General features: G+C 65.1%; 14 protein-coding genes. All 14 read left to right on the plus strand.

What is annotated here, in order from left to right:
• The first annotated feature begins 34 nt into the window (after positions 1–34).
• The 14 genes from glf to CH293_RS11355 all read left to right on the plus strand — a co-directional run bounded on the left by glf (position 35) and on the right by CH293_RS11355 (position 22,778).
• On the plus strand, positions 35–1,264 hold the full coding sequence (gene glf / locus CH293_RS11290) for a UDP-galactopyranose mutase (RefSeq protein WP_026348132.1): 1,230 nt from the start codon (positions 35–37) through the stop codon (positions 1,262–1,264).
• Complete coding sequence (locus CH293_RS11295; RefSeq protein ID WP_037112555.1) at positions 1,261–3,168, plus strand: glycosyltransferase; 1,908 nt, start codon at positions 1,261–1,263, stop codon at positions 3,166–3,168. The genes glf and CH293_RS11295 overlap by 4 nt, the downstream gene beginning before the upstream one ends.
• Positions 3,146–3,682: a phosphatase PAP2 family protein gene (locus CH293_RS11300; protein WP_052059503.1), complete on the plus strand. Its 537-nt coding sequence runs from the start codon at positions 3,146–3,148 to the stop codon at positions 3,680–3,682. The genes CH293_RS11295 and CH293_RS11300 overlap by 23 nt, the downstream gene beginning before the upstream one ends.
• Positions 3,679–4,587: a decaprenyl-phosphate phosphoribosyltransferase gene (locus CH293_RS11305; protein ID WP_037160477.1), complete on the plus strand. Its 909-nt coding sequence runs from the start codon at positions 3,679–3,681 to the stop codon at positions 4,585–4,587. The genes CH293_RS11300 and CH293_RS11305 overlap by 4 nt, the downstream gene beginning before the upstream one ends.
• The gene (gene zomB, locus CH293_RS11310; RefSeq protein ID WP_094720231.1) at positions 4,562–6,424 is read left to right on the plus strand and encodes a flagellar motor control protein ZomB; all 1,863 of its coding nucleotides are present in this window, start codon (positions 4,562–4,564) and stop codon (positions 6,422–6,424) included. Before CH293_RS11305 ends, zomB begins: the two co-directional genes overlap by 26 nt.
• Before the next feature lie 226 nt (positions 6,425–6,650).
• The gene (locus CH293_RS11315; RefSeq protein WP_170945219.1) at positions 6,651–7,643 is read left to right on the plus strand and encodes an alpha/beta hydrolase family protein; all 993 of its coding nucleotides are present in this window, start codon (positions 6,651–6,653) and stop codon (positions 7,641–7,643) included.
• A gap of 314 nt (positions 7,644–7,957) precedes the next feature.
• On the plus strand, positions 7,958–8,971 hold the full coding sequence (locus CH293_RS11320) for an alpha/beta hydrolase family protein (RefSeq protein WP_176459975.1): 1,014 nt from the start codon (positions 7,958–7,960) through the stop codon (positions 8,969–8,971).
• Between the two features lie 329 nt (positions 8,972–9,300).
• Positions 9,301–11,130 carry an alpha/beta hydrolase-fold protein gene (locus CH293_RS11325; protein WP_037112562.1) on the plus strand — a complete coding sequence of 610 codons (1,830 nt, stop codon included), beginning with the start codon at positions 9,301–9,303 and terminating at the stop codon, positions 11,128–11,130.
• A 153-nt stretch (positions 11,131–11,283) separates the two neighbouring features.
• Entirely contained in the window at positions 11,284–11,826 is a 543-nt protein-coding gene (locus CH293_RS11330; RefSeq protein WP_037112563.1) for a DUF732 domain-containing protein, read from the plus strand.
• Between the two features lie 11 nt (positions 11,827–11,837).
• Positions 11,838–12,806, plus strand: coding sequence for a cutinase family protein (locus tag CH293_RS11335; RefSeq protein WP_094720233.1), 969 nt, complete (start codon positions 11,838–11,840; stop codon positions 12,804–12,806).
• A 176-nt stretch (positions 12,807–12,982) separates the two neighbouring features.
• The gene (locus tag CH293_RS11340) at positions 12,983–14,002 is read left to right on the plus strand and encodes an LLM class F420-dependent oxidoreductase (RefSeq protein WP_052059505.1); all 1,020 of its coding nucleotides are present in this window, start codon (positions 12,983–12,985) and stop codon (positions 14,000–14,002) included.
• A gap of 220 nt (positions 14,003–14,222) precedes the next feature.
• On the plus strand, positions 14,223–16,121 hold the full coding sequence (fadD32, locus tag CH293_RS11345; RefSeq protein WP_037112566.1) for a long-chain-fatty-acid--AMP ligase FadD32: 1,899 nt from the start codon (positions 14,223–14,225) through the stop codon (positions 16,119–16,121).
• Between the two features lie 48 nt (positions 16,122–16,169).
• Positions 16,170–21,230, plus strand: a complete 5,061-nt coding sequence (gene pks13 / locus CH293_RS11350) for a polyketide synthase Pks13 (protein ID WP_094720234.1) — start codon at positions 16,170–16,172, stop codon at positions 21,228–21,230.
• A 3-nt stretch (positions 21,231–21,233) separates the two neighbouring features.
• Positions 21,234–22,778: an acyl-CoA carboxylase subunit beta gene (locus tag CH293_RS11355; RefSeq protein ID WP_094720235.1), complete on the plus strand. Its 1,545-nt coding sequence runs from the start codon at positions 21,234–21,236 to the stop codon at positions 22,776–22,778.
• Positions 22,779–22,783: the final 5 nt, after the last annotated feature.

Here is a 22,783-nt window from a genome sequence, read left to right on the forward strand (position 1 = left end):
GTGAATGCTCGGCTGTCGGATACCCTGGTTGCCCGTGACTGCTGTAAGCCCTGAGCCCACCTCATCCGATGCATCCGTGACCGGCCGATTCGACCTGATCGTCGTCGGATCGGGGTTCTTCGGCCTGACCGTGGCGGAGCGTGCAGCGTCCCAGCTGGGCAAGCGCGTGCTCGTGTTGGATCGTCGCCACCACCTGGGCGGTAATGCCTATTCGGAGGCGGAGCCGGAGACGGGTATCGAGATCCACAAGTACGGTGCCCACTTGTTTCACACCTCGAACAAGCGTGTGTGGGAGTACGTCAACAAGTTCACGGAGTTCACCAGCTATCAGCACCGTGTGTTCGCGATGCACAAGGGCCAGTCGTACCAGTTCCCGATGGGGCTGGGCCTTATTTCTCAGTTCTTCGGCAAGTACTACTCGCCGGCGGAGGCTCGAGCTCTCATCGAGGAGCAGTCCAGCGAGTTCGACGCGAAGGATGCGCAAAACCTCGAGGAGAAGGCCATCTCGCTGATCGGCCGCCCTCTGTACGAGGCGTTCATCCGTGACTACACGGCGAAGCAGTGGCAGACCGATCCGAAGAATCTGCCCGCGGGCAACATCACGCGCCTGCCGGTGCGTTACAACTTCGACAATCGCTACTTCAACGACACCTACGAGGGCCTTCCTGTGGACGGGTACACCGCGTGGCTCGAGAACATGGCGGCCAGTGACCTCATCGAGGTTCGCTTGAACACCGATTGGTTCGACGTCCGCGAGGAACTGACGAAGGAAAGCCCGGACGCGCCGATCGTCTACACCGGCCCGCTGGATGCGTACTTCGACTACTCGGAGGGCGAACTGGGTTGGCGCACACTCGATTTCGAGACAGAGGTGCTGCCGACGGGTGACTTCCAGGGCACGCCGGTGATGAACTACAACGACGGCGACGTCGGCTACACCCGCATCCACGAGTTCCGTCACTTCCACCCCGAGCGGGAGTACCCGGCCGACAAGACGGTCATCATGCGCGAGTTCTCTCGGTTCGCCGAGAGCGGCGACGAGCCGTACTACCCCATCAACACCCCCGACGACCGGCAGAAGCTCGAGGCGTACCGGAACCGCGCCAAGGCCGAAACCGCGTCGAACAAGGTGCTGTTCGGTGGCCGGCTCGGCACCTACCAATACCTGGACATGCACATGGCCATCGCCAGTGCGCTGAACCTGTACGACAACACGCTCGCACCGCATTTCGAGACCGGTGCGTCGCTGGCGGGGGACAAATGACGGCCAAACATCTGCTCGACGACGGAATCGCCGACGTAGCACCTGTTCTCGGTAAATCACTGCTGCAGCGGATTCTGCTGCCGCGGTCCGGGGAGCCGCTCGACGTACGAACCCTGTACCTCGAAGAAGCCAAAACCAATGCCCGACGGGCACACTCGGTCTCGCGTACGTCCGTCGCCATCGGTGCGGAGTCCGAGGTGTCCTTCGCGACGTACTTCAACGCGTTCCCGGCGAGCTACTGGCGTCGCTACAGCATCCTGAAATCCGTGGTCCTGCGTGTCGAGGTCTCCGGGCACTGCCGCATCGACGTCTACCGGTCGAAGGCCGATGCGTCGCGCATTCACGTCGAAGGCCGCGAAGTGACCCCGAGCGATGCGGCGCAGGAATTCGAGATCGACCTCGGTCCCTTCGAGGACGGTGGCTGGATCTGGTTCGACATCACCTCCGACTCAGAGGTCGTCCTCGAGAGCGCCGGCTGGTACGCGCCGATCGACGCGCCGGGGGAGGCGAGCGTCGCCGTCGGCATCCCGACGTTCAACCGGCCCACCGACGCGGTGAAAGCCCTTGTCGCGCTTGGCTCGGACCCGCTGGTCCTCGACGTCGTCGAGGCCGTCATCATGCCGGACCAGGGCACCCGCAAAGCCAAGGACGAGCCCGGGTTCGCCGAGGCCGCAGCCGGTCTCGGCGGCAAGTTGGCGGTCCACGATCAAGCGAACCTCGGCGGCTCCGGCGGATACAGCCGCATCATGTACGAGGCGCTGAAGAACACGTCGGCGCAGCACATTCTGTTCATGGACGACGACATCGAGATCGAGCCGGACTCGATCCTGCGTGCGCTCGCGATGTCGCGTTTCGCCAAAGTTCCCACCCTGGTCGGCGGTCAGATGCTGAACCTGCAGGCGCGCAGTCACCTGCACGTCATGGGTGAAGTGATCAACCGCGGCAACTTCATGTGGACCGGCGCTCAGAACGTGGAGTACGACCACGATTTCTCCGAGGACCCGCTGCGCTCGTCGAAGCTGCTGCATCGCCGCATCGACGTCGATTACAACGGCTGGTGGATGTGCATGATCCCGCGCGTCGTCGCCGAGGAGATCGGCCAACCGCTGCCGCTGTTCATCAAGTGGGACGACGCCGAATACGGTTTGCGCGCACGGGAAGCCGGATACCCGACAGTCACCTTGCCGGGTGCCGCGATCTGGCACATGGCGTGGAGCGACAAGGACGACGCCATCGACTGGCAGGCGTACTTCCACCTCCGCAACCGCCTGGTGGTCGCCGCGCTGCACGCTCCGGGCAACGGACGCGGCATCGTGGTCGACACCGTCAAGGCCACCGTCAAGCACCTGCTGTGCCTGGAGTACTCGACGGTCGCGATCCAGAACAAGGCGATCCGCGACTTCCTCGCCGGACCCGAGCACATTCTCGACATCCTTCCGACGTCGCTCGGCGAAGTGCACGCACTGCGCAAGACCTATCCCGACGCCGTCGTCGTCGGATCCTCGACGGAACTACCGCACGCATCCGGTGAGGAAGTCGGAGCCGTCGGCGAGCCGAAGAATCCGCTCGCGAAGGTCAAGCGCCTCGCGTCGGGACTGCTGCACAATGTCCGGCCCGCCCACGAGCGGCACCACGAGCGGCCGCAGCTCAATGTCCCGACGCTCGACGCTCGCTGGTTCCTGCTGTCGCAGGTGGACGGCGTCACCGTCACCACCGCCGACGGACGAGGGGTGGTCTACCGCCAGCGCGACCGAGACAAGGCAGCAGCGCTGCTGAAGGAAGCGATGTCGCTGCGAGCCGAGCTGTCGCGCCGGTTCCCCGAACTGAAGGGTCGCTACCGCGACGCCGTCCCTCACCTCACCAGTAAGGAAACCTGGGAACGTGTCTTTCGTTACGAGGCGTAAGAACCAGACCGAATCCGCCGCCGAGGTACGCATCCTGTCGGCGATCCAGTCGACGATCGGGGCACAGCCCGGCGTGGTGTCGGTCGCGAGGGGCATGTCCCACTTCGGCGAGCACGCCCTCGGTTGGGTGGCTGTTGCCGGCATCGGCGCCGTCGCCGACCCGGGCCGGCGCAGGCAGTGGGCCGGAGTGGCCGTCGGAGCAGTCGGCGCGCACGCCGCGTCGATAGTCGTCAAGCGTGTCATCAGGCGCCCTCGTCCCAACGATCCGTCGGTGAAGATCAACGTGTCGACACCGAGCAAGCTCAGCTTCCCGTCCTCGCACGCCACGTCGACCACAGCAGCCGCCGTGTTGCTCGGTCGGTTGACGGGGCTACCCTTGCCTGCGGTCCTGGTACCGCCGATGTTGCTGTCGCGGCTGGTGCTCGGCGTGCATTACCCCACAGATGTTCTTGCAGGATCTGCGCTCGGCGCTTTGTCTGCAGCCGCAGTGTGCAAGTTCGAAGGAGACAAATGAGCGAGGAAGCCACCGCCGTCGGAGCGCCACCGAAGAATCTGCTCGACGGTGTGATCAAGGCGCTTCGTCCACGTCAGTGGGTCAAGAACGTTCTCGTTCTCGCGGCGCCGCTCGCCGCTGGTTCGGTGACGCAGGCCGACGTGCTGCTGCCGGTCGCGCTGGCGTTCGTCGTGTTCTGCCTCGCGGCGTCGGGTGTCTACCTCGTCAACGACGCGATGGACGTCGAGGCCGACCGGGCCCACCCCACCAAGCGTTTCCGTCCGATCGCCGCGGGTGTCCTTCCGGTCAACCTCGCGTACGCGATGGCTGTGGTGTGCCTGGGCGGTGCGATCGGTCTGTCGTTCATCGCCAACTGGAAGCTCGCGCTGGTCATCGGCGTCTACATCGCGATCCAGCTGGCGTACTGCTTCGGCCTCAAGCATCAGGCCGTGCTGGACATCTGCATCGTGTCGTCCGGCTTCCTGCTGCGCGCGATCGCCGGTGGCGTCGCCGCGTCGATTCCGCTGTCGCAGTGGTTCCTGTTGATCATGGCGTTCGGTTCGCTGTTCATGGCCGCAGGCAAGCGCTACGCCGAGCTTCAGCTCGCCGAGAGCACCGGCGCGAAGATCCGCAAATCCCTCGAGAACTACACCACCACCTACCTTCGCTTCGTCTGGACGCTCTCCGCCACGGCAGTCGTGATTTGCTATGGATTGTGGGCCTTCGAACAAGACGCCGAGACGAACTCGAACTGGTTCGCCATCTCGATGATTCCGTTCACGATCGCGATCCTGCGGTACGCCGTGGACGTCGACGGTGGGCAGGCCGGTGAGCCCGAAGAGATCGCGCTCGGCGACAGGGTGCTGCAGGTGCTGGCTCTTGCGTGGATCGGAGTAGTCGGTGTCGCTGTATACGTCGCCGGCTGAGGTAGATCAGCAGGCTTCACGCGGGGGCCTGACGAGCAAGGCGATTTTCGCCGTCGGCGTCGTCGTGACGTCGGTGCTCTTCTTCATCGGTGCCTGGGAACGGCGCTGGATCGCCGACGACGGGTTGATCGTCCTCCGCACGGTGCGCAACCTGTTGGCGGGCAACGGGCCTGTGTTCAACGCAGGTGAACGCGTCGAGACGAACACGAGCACCATCTGGACCTACCTGGTGTACGCGGGCAGTTGGCTCAGCGAGGTGCGCCTCGAGTACGTGGTGCTCACGATCGCACTCGTCCTGTCGACTGCCGCCGTCGCGGTGGCCATGATCGGAACGTTCACGCTGCATCGCGCCGGTCGGTGGACCGCCGGCATCACCGCGTTCCTTCCGGCCGGGGTGCTCGTCTACATCGCGGTTCCTCCGGCACGCGATTTCGCGACGTCCGGGCTCGAGACCTGCCTGGTGATCTTCTGGATCGCCGTGCTGTGGTTGCTGATGGTGCGCTGGGCGACCCGGGACACGAGCACCGTGGGCGTGCTGTTCCTGGCGTTCTGGGCCGGCTTCGGCCCGCTGGTGCGTCCGGAGCTGGTGATCTTGTCGGGGTTGTCGCTCGTCATGATCTTCCTGGCTCGACAGAGCTGGCCGAGTCGCATCCTCGTCTTCGCCGTCGCGGGTGCGACGCCGGTGCTGTACCAGATCTGGCGGATGGGCTACTACGGTCTGCCGTATCCCAACACCGCGGTGTCCAAGGATGCGGGCGGAGCCAAGTGGGCGCAGGGGTTCGACTACCTGTGGAACCTGCTCGGCCCGTACATGTTGTGGCTCCCACTGATTCTTCTGGTGCTCGCGGGTGTCGTGTCCGCGTCGCGCCCGACGGTTCCGCGCAGCGTCCGTGACGCGCAGCAATGGCTCCGCAGCCCGACGGCCGTCGTCGCGTTCGTTCTGGTGGGTGGCGTGCTGTCGCTGGTCTACGCAGTGCGCGTCGGCGGCGACTTCATGCATGGACGGACCTTGTTGCCCGCCCTCTTCACGCTTCTCCTGCCGGTCGCAGTCATTCCGCTCCGAGTCCCGACAAGCATGTCCGACGTCCGGCAGGTGGCCGTCTTCGCCGTCGGAGGTCTCGTATGGGTCACGACGGTCGTCTGGGCGTTCTTCGCGGCGAACACGACGGGTATGCCCGAGGGCTCGATCGTCGGAAGATCGGGCATAGTCGACGAGCGTGCGTTCTACGCGCTCAACACCGGTCACGCGCATCCGATCCTGGCGTCGGACTACCTGGACTATCCGCGCATGCGCGCCATGGTGGAAGCCATCGACAACACCCCGGACGGTGGCCTGCTGCTGCCGAGCGCCCAATTCACCTACTGGGACGTCGTGCCGCCACCGCTGCCGATTCCTCCCGGCGGCGCCGGCCATACGGTGTTCTTCCTCAACCTGGGCATGACCAGCATGAACGTCGGCCTCGACGTGCGCGTGATCGATCAGATGGGTCTTGCATACCCGCTGGCATCGCACACCGAAAGGTTGGAGAACGGGCGCATCGGCCACGACAAGAACTTGTACCCGGATTGGGTCGTCGCGGATCTCGGGATGGTCGGCGAGCACCCGTACCTGCCGTGGTACATGGACGAGGACTGGGTGACGCAGGCGCGAGTCGCACTGTCCTGCGCGGATACGCAGGAGCTGATCGCGTCGTACCGGGCCCCGCTGACGAAGGAATTGTTCGTTCGTAACATCAAGCGGTCGCTGTTCTACGCCGGATATCGGTTCGATCGCGTTCCCGAGTACGAAATACAACGATGTGGTTTGGAGCCTCCGATTCTGGAAGGTCACAATTAGTCGATCGGGTCGCGTCGCAATCCGTTCGTCGCCAAGATGGGATATCTCATTTCGGTAACGGACAGCGCCTCACGGACGATGTATGCGAAAGATGTGTGTGACTGCCCCTGGTCTGTCGGCCGGGTCGACGCTCTCGATGAGCGTCGAAGGAGGGGCATGACCGCCGAAACGGGTGTTGCGTGCAGAGACTGCACGGTTCACCGACACTGCTGAGAGGTCGAATTGCATGCTGGGTAGAACGAAGAAGGGTGCCGGGGGGCGCCTCCGCCGGATAGCTACATCTCTGGTGATGGCTGTTGCACTGCCGCTCGGTCTGGCCGTGGTCGGAACAGGTGCGACCGCCAGCGCCGCGTTCGATCCCGGTGCCCAGGATTTCTGGACCGATTCGAGCATGGGCCCGATCAAGAGCAGGATCTGGCGTGCGGCCGACGGCAACACCGACCGCGTCGTCTACCTGCTGGACGGACTCCGCGCCACCAACGACATCTCCGGTTGGGAGCACGAGACCGACGCAGGTGCCTACCTTGCGTCGTGGAACATCAATGTCGTTCAGCCCGTCGGTGGGCAGTCCAGCTTCTACTCGGACTGGTACGCGCCGTCCAACTTCAACGGTCAGAAGTCCACGTACAAGTGGGAGACCTTCCTGACGCAGAACCTGCGCTACAACCTGCGGGACCGTCTCGGGTTCAATCCCAACCGCAACGGAGTCGTCGGTATCTCCATGGGCGGAAGCGCGGCTCTGACGCTGGCTGCCTACCACCCGGATCAGTTCTCCTACGCCGGTTCGCTGTCCGGGTACCTGAACATCTCGGCACCCGGTATGCGCGAGGCCATGCGAGTGGCGCTGTTGGATTCGGGTCGCTACAACATCGACGCCATGTGGGGACCTCCGTGGGATCCGGCGTGGCTGCGCAACGACCCGTTCGTCTTCGCTCCGCGTCTGCGTGACAACGGCACCCGAGTGTGGGTCTTCGCGGGTAGTGGTCTGCCCGGTGGTCTCGACCGCCCGCGCAGCTTCATCGACTACTACAACACCGGTAATGCGATGGGCCTCGAGGCGATCGCACTGGCGAACAGCCGCGCGTTCCAGATTCGCATGGCCAGCATCGGTGCGAACAACGTCACATATGCGTTCCCCGCCGTCGGCACCCATCAGTGGGGCTACTGGCAGGAACAGGCACACATCATGGCACCGGACCTCAGCGCGAACATCGGCTGATTCAGCCCGCTCGATACCGCAGGCCACCTTGTTTGTGAGAAATCACTGGTTTGACAGGGTGGCTTGCGGCGGTCGCGCAGGATAGTGTCACAGTCTGATATCGCCCTCGAAGCAAGCACGAGATCCAGATCACAGTTTTGCTTCGGGGCGAAGGAGTGGAATAACCTCCCTTCGGTGCGTACGTCCACTGGACGTGTGCGCTTCACAACTAGATACCCAAGTACTACGGCCCGACGGGGCCGAAGACAGCCCTGTTGGAATGCCGGGGGCCGCAGACCGCGGAGACCGCAGCAGAACGAGAGAGAGCACGATCCATGCGATTTTCCGGCCCCTCGACAAAGCCGAGTGTGACCAAACGATGGCGGCAGCGACTGCTCGGACTCGGCGCGGCAGCGCTGGTCCTTCCCCTCGCAGCCGGTGTCGTCGGTGGAGCAGCAGCAGTTGCAGCGCCCACCGCGGTCGTGCACAAGGCTCCGGCCGGTGGGCGTGAAGATCTCTGGGTACCGTCCGAGATGGGCCCGATCAAGGTTCAGGTCCAGTGGGCCGCTCGCGGTGGCAACGCCGCCCTCTACTTGCTCGACGGACTCCGCGCCCGCGACGATCGCAACGCGTGGACCTTCGAGACCAACGCCCAGGATCAGTTCGCAGGCGACGACGTCACCCTCGTCATGCCGGTCGGTGGCCAGGCCAGCTTCTACAGTGACTGGTACGCAGCATCGAACCTCAACGGCCAGGAAGTCACCTACAAGTGGGAGACGTTCCTGACGCAAGATCTGCCTGCCTTCCTGGAGGGCTACGGAGTCTCGCGCTCCAACAACGCTGTTCTGGGAATCTCCATGGGCGGCTCGGCTGCACTGACGCTGGCCGCGTACCACCGCGATCAGTTCAAGTTCGCCGGCTCGTTCTCCGGTTACCTCAACATCTCGGCTCCCGGCATGCGAGAAGCCATTCGCGTCGCGATGCTGAGCCAGTCCTGGTTCAACGTCGACTCCATGTGGGGACCTCCGTGGAGCCCGGCATGGCTGCGCAACGACCCGTTCGTCTTCGCACCCGATCTTCGTGGACTGTCGCTGTACGTCTCCGCCGCGTCGGGCCTGCCCGGTGAGTTCGACAAGCCGCGCGCCCCGATCGACTTCTACAACACCGCGAACGGCATGGCTCTGGAAGCTCTGGCACTGGCCAACAGCCGCGCATTCCAGGTCCGCCTGGCGACGCTCGGAATTCCGGCTACCTTCAGCTTCCCGAGTAACGGTATCCACAGCTGGCCGTACTGGTCCGCCGAGCTGTTCAAGGCTCGCGGCCAGATCCTCGAGGCTCTGAACGCCTGACCTGTGTTTCGTTCACCGATGCCGTCCTGCCGTGTGCAGGGCGGCATCGGCGCGTTTCCGGCCACGATCAGCGGTGTCATCGGGATCGCGACGATCCCTGATTCACAATTGCACCATCAGTCACAGCGAGCCTCGGCCTGACCGACGCACTTCGCGTGTAGAAATACTTGAGAACTACAAGTCTGCGACTCATGCGTTCGGTGCGGACTTGATCAGGTAATAGAAAGAGAGTCACCACCATGCGTACTGGGTCCAACAAGTTCGGCCGGGGTCGAACGGCCGGAACGGCGGCCTGGCAAGCAAAATCCACGAAAGCAGGAGCTCGCCGGATGGCGACGGCTGCAGTCGTCGCTGCTGCGCTGATCTCCCCGTTCGGAGCCGCAGGCATCGCTCAGGCCGCCCCGACGGCCCTGACCGCCCCGGCGCAGACTCAGCAGGCCCCGTCCGGTGCGAGCGTCACGGCCGTCGACTGGCTGTCCGACCGCCGCGTCGCCCTGTGGATCGACTCCCCGTCGATGGGAACTCCCATCCAGGTTCAGCTCCTGCTCGCTCGCGACTGGAACATCAACCCCCAGGCGACGTTCCCGTCGGTGTGGATGCTCGACGGTCTGCGCGCCACGGACATGGAGAACGGCTGGACGGCCGAGACCGACGCGGAATCCTACTTCGCGGACAAGAACGTCAACGTCGTCCTCCCGGTCGGTGGACAGTCGAGCTTCTACTCGGACTGGGTGGACCAGGACAACGGCAAGAACTACCAGTGGGAGACGTTCCTGACCAAGGAACTCCCGCCGATTCTCGAAAGCAGCTGGCGCACCAACCAGACCCGCGGCGTCGTGGGCCTGTCGATGGGTGGCACCGCTGCGATGTTCCTCGCTGCTCGCAACGAAGGCTTCTTCAAGTTCGCCGGGTCGCTGTCCGGAATGCTGACGACCACGACCCTCGGGATGCCGCAGGCAATCCAGTACGCGATGGCGGACGCCGGTGGCTTCGACTCCAAGGCGATGTGGGGCGCACCGTCGAACGACCTGTGGGCACAACATGATCCGTACCTTCTCGCGGAGAAGTTGAAGGGCATCAGCCTGTACGTCTCGAGCGGCAACGGCGTTGCCGGACCGTACGATCCGCCGTCGGGCATCCCCGGCGTCAGCTCCAACTACGCGGGCATGGGCCTCGAGATTCTGTCCCGCCTCACGTCGCAGACGTTCGCTACCAAGCTCAACAAACTGGGCATCCCCGCTCAGGTGGTCTACCGCCCGTCGGGACTGCACACGTGGGAGTACTGGGAGTTCGAACTCAAGCAACTGTGGCCGCAACTCGCGAGCGCGCTCGATGTCGAGGCGGACAAGCCGTCGTGCAGCGTTGCCGGAGCAATCGGAAACGCCGCTGGAGCGAACTCCTGGCTGGGCGACTGCCTGACGGCGGAGTACAACGTCGCGGGTGGCCGTGCACAGGACTTCCGGTTCGGTCGCGTGTTCTTCAGCCAGGACACCGGCGCCCAGGTCGTAGCCGGAGCCATCGGCGGAAACTACCAGGGCTCGGGTGGGCCGGAGGGGCCCCTCGGCTTCCCGAAGACCGGTGAGTTCGGAACCCCCGACGGCCGCGGACGAGCCAATGCATTCCAGAACGGCATGGTCTACTTCACGCCGCAGACCGGCGCGCACGCCGTACGAGGAGCCATTCTCGACCAGTGGGCACGCCAGGGCTACGAGGCCGGGCCGCTCGGCTACCCGGTGCTGGACGAGGTCGCCACACCGTCGAAGCCCGGCGCGGTCCAGGGATTCGAGATCGGTGCGATGTACTGGAACCCTGATCTCGGTACGCACTCCGTGCAGGGCATGATCCTCGGAAAGTACGGCCAGATCGGCTGGGAGAACGGACCTCTCGGCTTCCCGAAGAGCAGCGAGCTCGGCCCGATCAGGGACGGCGGCAGGTTCAACGAGTTCGAGGGCGGCAACATCTACTGGAGCCCTTTGACCGGCGCCTGGGCGATTCGCAACGGGGAGATCTTCGACGCGTGGAAGAGCGTCGGCTACGAAGCCGGCCGGCTGGGCTACGTCACGAGCGATCAGTTCGAGATGGACGGCGGCGGAATCCAGCAGAACTTCCAGTTCGGCATCATCACGGTCAAGGACGGCAAGGTCACCATCGCGCCGTGACGTCGTGGCACGTCGGCTCCTGCAGGGTCCCTCAGAGTTCTCTCAGTGGCCGTCGGTAGCGTCTCGGTTTGTCGTCGTCCGTCCGGCCGCCCGGTCGTGAACCCATCGACCTCCGGGTCATGGTCCCAACGAAACGTCGAAGGACTTTCCATCATGCGCACTTCTCTTTCCCGGACACTGTCCCTGGCGGTACTGAGCGTCGCGGCGGGCGGCCTGCTCGTCGCCTGCGGTAGCGACGATTCCACCGCGACCGGATCACCGTCCACGTCGTCGACCACCACGGCCGCCGAGACGACCAGCGCGGAGGCAACCTCGTCGGAGGAGACGTCGAGTGCGGCTCCGACGACCAGCCCCGGCGATGCGGCCACCGCACCGCCGGAGCAGCCGCAGCCGGTGCCCGAGGGATTCCCCGGGCCGACGGAAGCGCCCGTCGACGCGCGGGGCCAGGCGTTCCTGGACGAGCTCGAGAAGCAGGGCGTCACCGTTGCGGGTAACGGCGAAATCGCCATCTCGACGGCGTCGTACATCTGCTCCGCCCAGTCCCAGGGCGTGCCGGCCGACGAGATCGCAACGTTCGTGACCGCCAACGTCGGCGTCGAGGCGAGTGCCGCCGGTACGCAGATGTCCGCGGAGCAGGCAGGTGAGACCGCGCAGGTCTACATCGCGTCGGCTCAGAACACCATCTGCAAGGCCTGACGGACACGTCGATGGCCAATCGAACGAAGCGCAAGAGAAGGCTGCTGCCGAAGCTGCTCGCAGTGGTGGTCGTTCTCGGGCTGATCGTCGTCGCCCTGTGGTACCTGCTGGCCGGACGTCTCCCGAAGGAGATCCCGTCGCCTCTGCCGGGGCCAGGGCCGGATCAGCCGCAGTCGCAGCCCGCCGATTGCGCCGACGTCGCGGTCATCGCGATTCCGGGAACGTGGGAGTCGGCCGTCGGCGACGATCCGTACAACCCGACGGCCAACCCGGCGTCGCTGATGCTGAACGTGACCCGCCCGCTGCAGGAACAGTTCGATCCGTCGCGGGCGAGCGTGTACACGGTTCCCTACGTCGCTCAGTTCTCCAACCCGGTCGCGTTCCCGCCGGACGGGCAACAGTCCTACAACAACAGCAGGACCGAGGGCACCGCCGCGGCCGAAGCCGAACTGACTCGCGTCAGCGATCGCTGCCCGTTGACGAGCTACGTACTCGCCGGCTTCTCGCAGGGTGCGGTCATCGCCGGTGACATCGCCGCCGACATCGGCGCGGGCAACGGCCCCGTCGCCGCTGACAAGGTCCTCGGTGTCACATTGATCGCCGACGGTAGGCGCGACGGCACGTCGGGAACAGATATCGGACCGCCCGTCGACGGCGTCGGTGCCGAGGTCGCGCTCGGTGGTCTCGACCTTCCGGGAATCACGATGACGGGTGCGCGGCCGGACGGTTTCGGGGCGCTGAACGACCGCGTGAATCAGATCTGCGCGGCGGGCGACCTCATCTGTGCGGCACCCTCGGAAGGGTTGTCGCTGCGCAACATTCCGCAGAGCATCGGCATCCTCGCGAGTGCGGCAGGCAACCCCGTCCACGCGTCGTACAACTCGTTCGTCGTCGACGATGCAGGCACGACGTCGACGCAGTGGACGGCGGGCTGGGCGGCCGGGTTGATCTCGTCGGCGCCGGAGATTCCGCACTCCTGACGCACCCCGTGTAGTTCTCACAAGGTCGCCTCGGGGCACCTGAGGAATACGCACAAAGGTGGTCCCGGCTTACCCCGCGAAGTGTATTCCCATGTCGTGAGCAGATAGAGTGGCGCCTTGGACCAGCTGGCGATTGGCGCTGGGCACCACCGATGACCGCACGAGGAGACCTATACATGTGTTCTGCCCAGGCCCCCGATCTGCCCGCAGAAGGGCACGTCACGGCACTGCGCAAGTTCCGATTCGCGGCAGGCGGAGAAGGCAACGCGGAGGAGGGCGGGGCGCGTAAGTTCGTCAAGCTGGCTCAGCAGGCGGAGGAGCTCGGGTACGACAGCTTCATGATCCCCGATCACCTGGGCAACCAGGTCGGGCCGATCGCCGCGCTGGGAGCCCTGGCGGTCGCGACCGACAAGATCAGGCTCGGTACGGCTGTCCTCGCCAACGGCTTCCGGCATCCGGCGATTCTTGCCAAGGATGCCGCCACCATCGACGTACTGTCCGGCGGTCGGCTCGAGCTCGGTCTCGGCGCAGGTTGGATGCGCGACGAGTACGACAAGGCGGGCATTCAGTACGACAGGCCCGGTATCCGTATCGAGAAACTCGAGGAGAGCCTCGAGATCCTCGACACCTTGCTGCGCGGCAAGGAGTGCAATTTCGAGGGCAAGCACTTCCAGATCTCCGGACTCAAGGGCAGCCCTCGTCCGCGGCAGGGACCTCGTCCTCCTATCTGCGTCGGTGGCGGCGGCCCCCGGATGCTGGCGCTCGCGGCCAAGTACGCGGACATCATCTCGGTGGTTCCGGCCAGTACGAAGGAAGGCAAGCTCAAGCTCTCCGGTATGACCCTCGAGCAGACCCTCGAGCGCGTCGAGCTCATTCGCGCAGCGGCCGGGGATCGCTTCGACGAGATCGAACTGAACTGGGCCATCACGACCATCGTCGTCACCGACGATCGTGAGCAGATGGCGGAGATGGCGCTCGCCGCATTGGACAACGGATATCCGCCCAACGTCGACGTCGACGTGAAGCTGAGCGTCGAGGACATCCTGACGTCGCCGTACCTCGCATTCGGGACATACGAGGAGATCGCAGATCAAATCCGTAACGTTCGCGCGAAAACGACGATGTCCTATGTCGGGGTTTTCCCCACTCAGATGGAAGCGTTCGCTCCGGTCATCGACCTGTTGAAAGGCGAGTGACCGAAGGACGTGTCTTCCGGGCATGCGCCGCCGTTTCGGAGGAGCATGAGGAAGACAGCAAGTATTTGCCGTGAGGCAAGCTACCAGCTAGTAATATTCACGCAGTTCGGGTGCGAGTCGTGAGTGAAAAGGAAGTCGGGGCGCGGGCCGAAAGAGCTCCGGGGCGCCAGCTTCGGGAAGCGCAATCGCAGCGGACACCGTCGGAGGAGAAACGAACACCATGAGCCACACATTCGATGACTACATCGATGAGAACGGCCACATCACCATCGCCGAAGGCAAGACGCTCGTCCGCCACGTCGAGGTGAACGTCGCCGAGAACGCCGACACTCTTGCCTATCGGTTCATGGATTACTCCCGCGAACGTGACGGTGAAGCACACGAGCTCACCTGGGTCGAGTTCGGCAAGCGTCTTCGGGCGGTGGCAGCACGGCTGCAGCAGGTCACCCAGCCCGGTGACCGCGTAGCGATTCTCGCTCCGCAGGGCCTCGACTACGTCGTCGCTTTCTTCGGTGCCATCTACGCAGGCACCATCGCCGTGCCGCTGTTCGATCCCGACGAGCCCGGCCACACCGACCGTCTGCACGCGGTCCTCGGTGACTGCAGCCCCACCGCGATCCTGACGGCCACCAACTCCGCGGCCGGTGTCCGTGCCTTCTTCCGCGCGCTCCCCGCGAAGGAACGTCCCCGCGTCATCGCTGTCGATGCCATCCCGGACAGTGTCGGCGAGACCTGGGTCGAGCCCGCCGCCAAGCTCGACGACATCGCGTACCTCCAGTACACCTCCGGCTCCACCCGCGTCCCCGCAGGCGTGGAGATCACGCACCGCGCGGTCGGCGTCAATGCGCTGCAGATGGTCGACAGCATGGAGATCAACGAGGACTCGCGTGGCGTCACTTGGCTGCCGATGTTCCACGACATGGGTCTGCTGACGGTCATCCTGCCCGCGCTGGGCGGCAAGTACATCACCATCATGAGCCCCCGCGCGTTCGTGCAGCGGCCGTGGCGCTGGATCAAGGAACTCGCCGCGGTCTCCGACGGTGCAGGCACCTTTGCTGCCGCCCCGAACTTCGCATTCGAGCACGCTGCGCAGCGCGGTCTGCCGAAAAACGGCGAGAAGCTCGACCTCTCCAACGTCATCGGCCTCATCAACGGCAGCGAGCCGGTCACCACCACGTCGATGAAGAAGTTCAACGACGCGTTCGGCCCGTACGGCCTGCCGAAGTCGGCTATCAAGCCGTCCTACGGCATGGCCGAGGCGACGCTGTTCGTCTCCACCAGCAAGCACGCCGACGAGGCCAAGGTCGTCTACGTCGACCGCACCGAGCTCAACGCAGGCAACTTCGTCGTCGTCGACGCCGACGCACCGGGCGCCATCCCGCAGGTCTCGACGGGCACGGTCGCTCGCAGTCAGTGGGCGGCGATCGTCGACTCGGACTCCGCGACCGAGCAGGCCGACGACCACGTCGGCGAGATCTGGCTTCACGGCGAGAACATCGGTCAGGGCTACTGGGGTCGCGACACGGAGACCACGGAGACCTTCCACAACAAGCTCGTCAGCCGCATCGCGACGGGCTCCCACGCCGAGGGCGCCCCGGACGGCGCCAACTGGATGCGCACCGGAGACTTCGGCGTCTACCACGACGGCGAGCTCTACATCACCGGCCGCGTCAAGGACCTCGTCATCGTCGACGGCCGCAACCACTATCCGCAGGACCTCGAGTTCTCGGCGCAGGAATCCAGCAAGGCACTGCGCCCCGGCTTCGTCGCCGCCTTCTCGGTCCCGCTCAATCAGCTCCCGGACATCGTCTTCGACTTCAGCGGTTCCGCGCTGACGAAGGATCCCGAGGACGGCGCCGAGCAACTCGTCATCGTCGCCGAGCGCGCCCCGGGCGCGGGCAAGGCAGATCCGCAGCCCATCGCCGACGAGGTCCGCGCCGCCATCTCGGCACGGCACGGCGTCACCGTCCGCGACGTACTGCTCGTCCCGGCCGGATCCATCCCCCGCACCTCCAGCGGCAAGATCGCCCGCCGCGCCTGCAAGGCCGCCTACATCGAGGGCACCCTGCGCGGCGGCTACCAGCAGCAGGCCTTCCCCGACGCGGAACTGCCGGACTGACGTCTTCGGATCGGGTCCCGTTTCCTTCTACACGTAACTTGGTGAGTGATGGCTGAACAAGAAACCGACAAGATCCAGCGTGCGGAGGGCGACGCCGACTTGACTGTCGCTCAGCTTCGCGAGTGGCTACGGAACTGGGTCGCCGAGGCAACCAACCAGTCACCGGACCAGATCTCCGACGACCGGCCGATGGAAGAGTTCGGCCTGTCCTCGCGTGACGCGGTCGCACTGAGCGGTGAGATCGAGGAGCTCGTCGGCGTGACGCTGACAGCGACGGTGGTCTACCAGCACCCGACGATCGCGTCGCTCGCGAAGATCATCATCGAGGGCGAACCCGAGGTACCCGCGGGCGATGTCGACGACTCCTTCTACACCCGTGGCATCGTCGCCGGAGACTCGCACGACATCGCCATCGTCGGCGTCTCCACCCGTTTCCCCGGAGCTGGCACCACCCCCGAAGAGATGTGGGCCCTGCTCAGCGAGGGCCGCGACGGCATCACCGATCTGCCCGACGGCCGCTGGGAGGAGTTCACCTCCGACCCGGCCATCAAGGCAGCCGTCGACGCCACCGTCACCAAGGGCGGTTACCTGGACGACGTCAAGACGTTCGACGCCGAGTTCTTCGCGATGTCGCCCAACGAGGTCGTCAACGTCGACCCGCAGCAGCGGCTGGCTCTGGAGCTCACCTGGGAGGCGCTCGAGCACGCGCGCATCCCTGCCAGCTCGGTCAAGGGCTCGCAGGTCGGTGTCTTCATCGGCAGCTCGTCCAACGACTACCAGCTCCTCGCCGTCAGCGACCCGAAGGCGCACCCGTACGCCCTGACCGGAACGTCGACGGCCATCGTCGCCAACCGCGTCTCGTACTTCTACGACTTCCGTGGCCCGTCCATCGCCGTCGACACCGCGTGCTCGTCCTCGCTCGTCGCCGTCCACCAGGCCGTGCGCAGCCTGCGTACCGGCGAGTCGGACCTCGCCGTCGCCGGTGGCGTCAACATGTTGCTCGCGCCGCCCATCACCGTCGGCTTCGGTCAGACCGGTGTGCTCGCGCCCGACGGCAAGATCAAGGCGTTCTCCTCCGACGCCAACGGCATGATTCGCTCCGAGGGCGGTGGCCTCGTCGTACTCAAGCGGCTCGAGGACGCCAAGCGCGACGGCGACAACATCCTCGCAGTCGTCGCAGGCTCGGCCGTCAATCAAGACGGACGCTCCAACGGACTTCTCGCACCGAGCCCGGATGCTCAGGCCGACGCACTACGCTTCGCCTACCGCGATGCAGGTATCGCTCCCTCCGGCGTCGACTACATCGAAGCGCACGGCACGGGAACCATCCTCGGTGACCCCATCGAGGCCGACGCTCTCGGTCGTGTCGTCGGACGTGGCCGTGACGCGGACAAGCCGGCACTGCTCGGATCAGCGAAGACCAACTTCGGCCACCTCGAATCTGCCGCCGGTGCAGCAGGTTTGATCAAAGTCGTGCTGGCCATGCAGCAGAATCGCCTGCCTGCTTCGCTCAACTACGCGGGACCGAACCCGTACATCGACTTCGACAAGGCACACCTGAAGGTCATTCCCGAGGGTTCCGAATGGCCGCGCTACACCGGCAAGGCCGTCGCGGGTATCTCCGGCTTCGGCTTCGGCGGCACCAACGCCCACGTCGTGGTGAAAGAGTATGTCGCCGACGAAGTTTCGGAGGGTTTCGATCCGGAGGCGGTTGATCCGGAAGCTGTCTTGGTAGAGGGTGTTTCGCCGGTCTCGGAGATCGAGACCACCGATCCCGTCGCCGAGGCCGAAGAAATTCTGGAGCAGTCCGTTTCGGTAGACGAGACGGTCGTTCTCGCCGTGTCCGCGGCCCTGCCGTCGCGCCGTAAGCGCGCGGCATCGGATCTTGCGGACTGGCTCGAAACCGAAGAAGGCAGCACGACGCCTCTTGCCGACGTCGGCCGTGCGTTGGCCAAGCGCAACCACGGACGTTCGCGCGCAGTGGTTCTCGCGAAGACCCGCGCCGAGGCGATCACCGGACTCCGTGCGATCGCAGCGGGCAAGCCGGGCCAGGGCGTGTTCTCCGCCGACTCGCCCGCGTCGAACGGCGCTGTGTGGGTCTTCTCCGGGTTCGGCAGCCAGCACCGGAAGATGGCGTCGACGCTGTACCGGACCAACACGACGTTCGCGGCTGCACTCGACGAGGTCGACGACCTGCTGCTCGACGAGGCCGGCTACTCCATCAAGGACATCATCCTCGACGATTCGCAGACGTACGAGTTCGAGAACTCGCAGGTCGGTATCTTCGTCATTCAGATCGCTTTGGCCGCAACGCTTCGTGCGCACGGCGCCGAGCCCGCCGCCGTCATCGGGCACTCGATGGGTGAGGTCGCAGCCGCATACGTCGCGGGCGGCCTGAATCTGGAAGACGCCGTCCGGATCATCTACGCCCGCTCGCGTCTGCTCGCCGAGGGTCAGGACGGTCTCGGAGCCGCATCGCAGGGCGCAATGGCCCTGGTGGAGTACACCGCTGACGAGGTCACCGCGTTGACCGATCAGTTCCCGGACGTGGAGCCGTGCGTGTACGCAGCGCCGACGCACACCACCGTCGGTGGGCCCCGTGCGCAGGTGGAGGAGCTCGTCACCGTCGCCGAAGCAGCCGGCAAGATGGCTCGGCTCCTCGACGTCAAGGGCGCGGGCCATACGTCCGCCGTCGATCCGCTGCTCGGCGAACTCGCCGCCGAACTTGCAGGCATCGAGCCCAGCACGCTGACGGCCGGGGTCTACTCGTCCGTCGACCTCGAGGCGCACTACCGCGTCGGACACGAGGCCATCCACGGCGTCGACTACTGGGTCAAGGGCATGCGGCACCCGGTGAACTTCACCCAGGCCGTCAATGTTGCCGTCGGAGACGGGCACACGACGTTCGTCGAACTGGCTCCGAACCCGGTTGCGCTGATGTCCGTGGCGGCGACGGCGTGGGCTGCCGGTGTTGCGGACTCCACGCTGATCCCGACGCTGAAGCGCAAGGAAGACGAGTCCGAGACGTTCCTCGCTGCCCTGGCGCAGCTGTACGTCCACGGCCACGCCCTGGATCTGCCGACTCTCTTCGCGGAAGGTGGCTACGCTCCCATCCCGCGCACGGCGTATCTCCGCAAGGAGTTCTGGCTGAACACTCGCGTCAATTCCAGTGGTAGCGGCCGGATTCCGGGATCGCACGTCGCTCTCCCGGACGGCAGGCACGTGTGGGAGGTCGAAGCCCCGAGCGTCGAGTCCCTCGATACTCTGGTCGAAGCCGCGGCAGCGCAGGTCTTCTCGGGCGTTGCGCTCGGTGCGTCGGTGACGCACGCCGCCGTACCGGCCGCAGGAACCTTGGTGACCACACTGACCCGGCACCTCGGGGGCGCGTCCGTTCAGGTGCACGCGCACGCGGGCTCGTCGTTCACCCTGTTGCACGACGCCGTCGTCACCTCCGGTGAGGCATTGCCGGAACCTGTTGTCGCCGAGCCGTCCACAGGTGTCGCGGAGCGTGGCCGGCCCGGAGTGGAGGAGTTGCCGGAGGTCGTCGAGGACTTCGGTGATCGTTGGGACCCCAACGGCAACCAGAAGCTCGAAGACCGGTTGGCCATCATCGTCGCCGAGTCCATGGGCTACGCACCCGAGGACCTGCCTCCCGAGATCCCGCTCATCGAGCTCGGTCTCGATTCCCTGAGCGCCGTCCGCATCAAGAACCGCGTGGAGTACGAGTTCGACATCCCCACTGTTCAATTGCAGGCCGTCCGGGACGCGAACCTCCTCGAGGTGGAGAAGTACCTGCGGTACGCGATCGAGAACCGTGAGGAAGTTCAGGCTCTCGCAGACAAGCAGGCGGCCGAGAAGGAAGCGGAAAAGGAAGCCGAGAAGGCTGCCGAGGCCGGAGCGGGGGCACGGGACGCCGCAGTCGACACCGCCGTCGCGTCGGACGAGATTGCGACGCCGAGTGCGGAGTACCAACCGGCGCCGTCCGCGCAGACCGATCTCGGTGGCAAGGAAGCATTCGCGGAAGCAGCGGGATCCGATGTCCCGCCTCGTGACAACGCCGAGCGCATGACGTTCGCGACGTGGGCCGTGGTGACGAAGGAATCCGCCAAGGGCATCTTCAACACGCTCCCGATTCTCGACGACGAGACCGCGGAGAAGTTGGCTGCGCGCCTCACCGAGCGAGCCGGCGGCGAGATCACCTTCGACGACGTGCTGGATTCGGAGACCATCGAGCAGCTCGCGGACAAGGTGCGTCCGCATCTCGAAGGTGGAGAGATCGACGGTCTCGTCCGCAATCTGCGCCCGCGTCCGGAGGGATCCACCGCGACGCCGGTGTTCGCGTTCCACTCGGCCGGCAGTTCGACAGTCGCGTACGAGCCGCTGCTGCGCAAGCTCCCTGCCGGCACACCGATGTACGGGTTGGAGCGTGTCGAGGGGCCGATTTCGGTCCGTGCGGCGGAGTACGTTCCGCTGATCAAGGCGATCCAGCCGGAGGGCCCGTACGTGTTCGTCGGATGGTCGCTCGGTGGCATCCTGGCCTACGAGGTTGCCCGTCAGATGGAGGAAGAGGGCATCGAGGTCGCCTACGTCGGCCTCCTCGACACCGTCATGCCGGGTGCGAAGATTCCCGACACCAAGGACGAGGTTCGTCGTCGGTGGGAGCGGTACGCGAAGTTCGCGAAGAAGACGTACGACGTCGACTACCCGATTCCGTACGACAAGCTCGTCGAAGCCGACGACGAAGGCCAGATCCGGATCATCACCGATCTGGTCAAGCTCAGCGGCGCCAAGATCCCGGGCGGAATCATCGAGCACCAGCGCACGTCGTGGCTCGACAACCGCGCGATCGAAACAGCGGAGCTCAAGCCGTACGGCGGCCCGGTGACGCTGTATATGGCGGACAAGTACCACGACGACGCCATCGCGCTCGAGCCTGCCTACGCCACTCGTGAGGATCACGGCGGCTGGGGACCGGTTGTGAAGGATCTCGAGATCGTGCAAATCGGAGGCGACCATCTCGCCGTCGTCGATGAGCCGTACATTGGACGAATTGCGGCACACATGACGACGAAGCTCGATGAGATCGAGTCGCTGAGAACCGGAGACTAAATCTTGACTGGTACTACCGCCGAAAAGTTGGCCGACCTGCGGGCCAACCTCGAACTTGCCAAGGAACCGGCAGGTGAGATCGGTATCGCCAAGCGCGCGAAGAAGGGCATCCCCAGTGCCCGGCAACGTATCGACATGCTGCTCGATCCCGGCAGCTTCGTCGAGATCGGCGCCTTGGTGAAAGCGCCCAACGACCCGTCGGCTCTCTACAGCGACGGTGTCGTCACCGGTCATGGAACGGTCGACGGTCGCCCCGTTGCCGTCTTCTCACACGACCAGACCGTGTTCGGCGGAACCGTCGGCGAGATGTTCGGCCGCAAGGTCGCCGGCGTGATGGACTTCGCGATCAGGGTCGGATGCCCGGTCATCGGCATCAACGACTCCGGCGGCGCACGCGTGCAGGACGCCGTGACGTCCCTCGCCTGGTACGCCGAACTGGGGCGTCGCCACGAGCCGCTGTCCGGAATGTGCCCGCAGATCTCGGTCATCCTCGGCAAGTGCGCAGGCGGTGCCGTCTACGCACCCATCAACACCGACGTCGTGGTCGCCACCGAAGAGGCGTACATGTTCGTCACCGGACCGGACATCATCAAGTCCGTGACCGGCGAGGACGTCAGCCTCGACGACCTCGGAAGTGCGCGCAAGCAGGCGCAGTACGGCAACGTGCACCACGTCGCGCCCGACGAGAAGGCCGCGTTCGACTGGGTTCGCAACTACCTCAGCTACATGCCGTCGAGCTGCCAGGAAGACCCACCCGTCATCAACCCGGGCCTCGAACCCGAGGTGACGGACTCGGACCTGTCGCTGGACAAGATCATGCCCGACGCCGACAACGCCGGTTACGACATGCACGACATCATCCTGCGCCTGTTCGACGACGGTGAATTCCTGGAGATGTCGTCGGAGATCGCACCGAACGTCATCACCGGTCTGACCCGTGTCGACGGCAGGCCCGTCGGTGTCGTCGCCAACCAACCGATGTATCTCTCCGGTGCACTCGACGCCGACAGTGCCGACAAGGCAGCACGTTTCGTGCGCATCTGCGACGCCTACAACATTCCGCTGGTCTTCCTCGTCGACACGCCCGGCTTCCTCCCCGGCGTCGACCAGGAGAAGGTCGGCGTCATCAAACGCGGTGGCCGATTCCTGTTCTCCTACATCGAAGCATCGGTACCCAAGGTCACCGTCGTCGTTCGCAAGGCCTACGGCGGCGGTTACGCCGTCATGGGTTGCAAGCAGCTCGGTGCCGACATCAACTTCGCTTGGCCCACAGCACGTATCGCCGTCATGGGTGCCGAAGGTGCCGTCAACATCATCGGCCGCAAGCAGATGGCAGCCGCGGGAGAGAATGCTCCCGCAGTGCGTCAGCAGCTCATCAACTTCTACAACGAGCACGTTGCCACTCCCTGGGTCGCCGCCGAGCGTGGCTACATCGACGCCGTCATCGAGCCCTCGAGCACCCGGCTCGAGCTCCGCAAGGCGCTGAAATTGCTGAAGGACAAGAAGGTCTTCAAGAACCCACGGAAGCACCACCTCTTTCCGATCTAACTGTT

It is taken from the genome of Rhodococcus sp. 14-2470-1b (assembly GCF_002259415.1).
Taxonomy (GTDB): Bacteria; Actinomycetota; Actinomycetes; order Mycobacteriales; family Mycobacteriaceae; genus Rhodococcoides.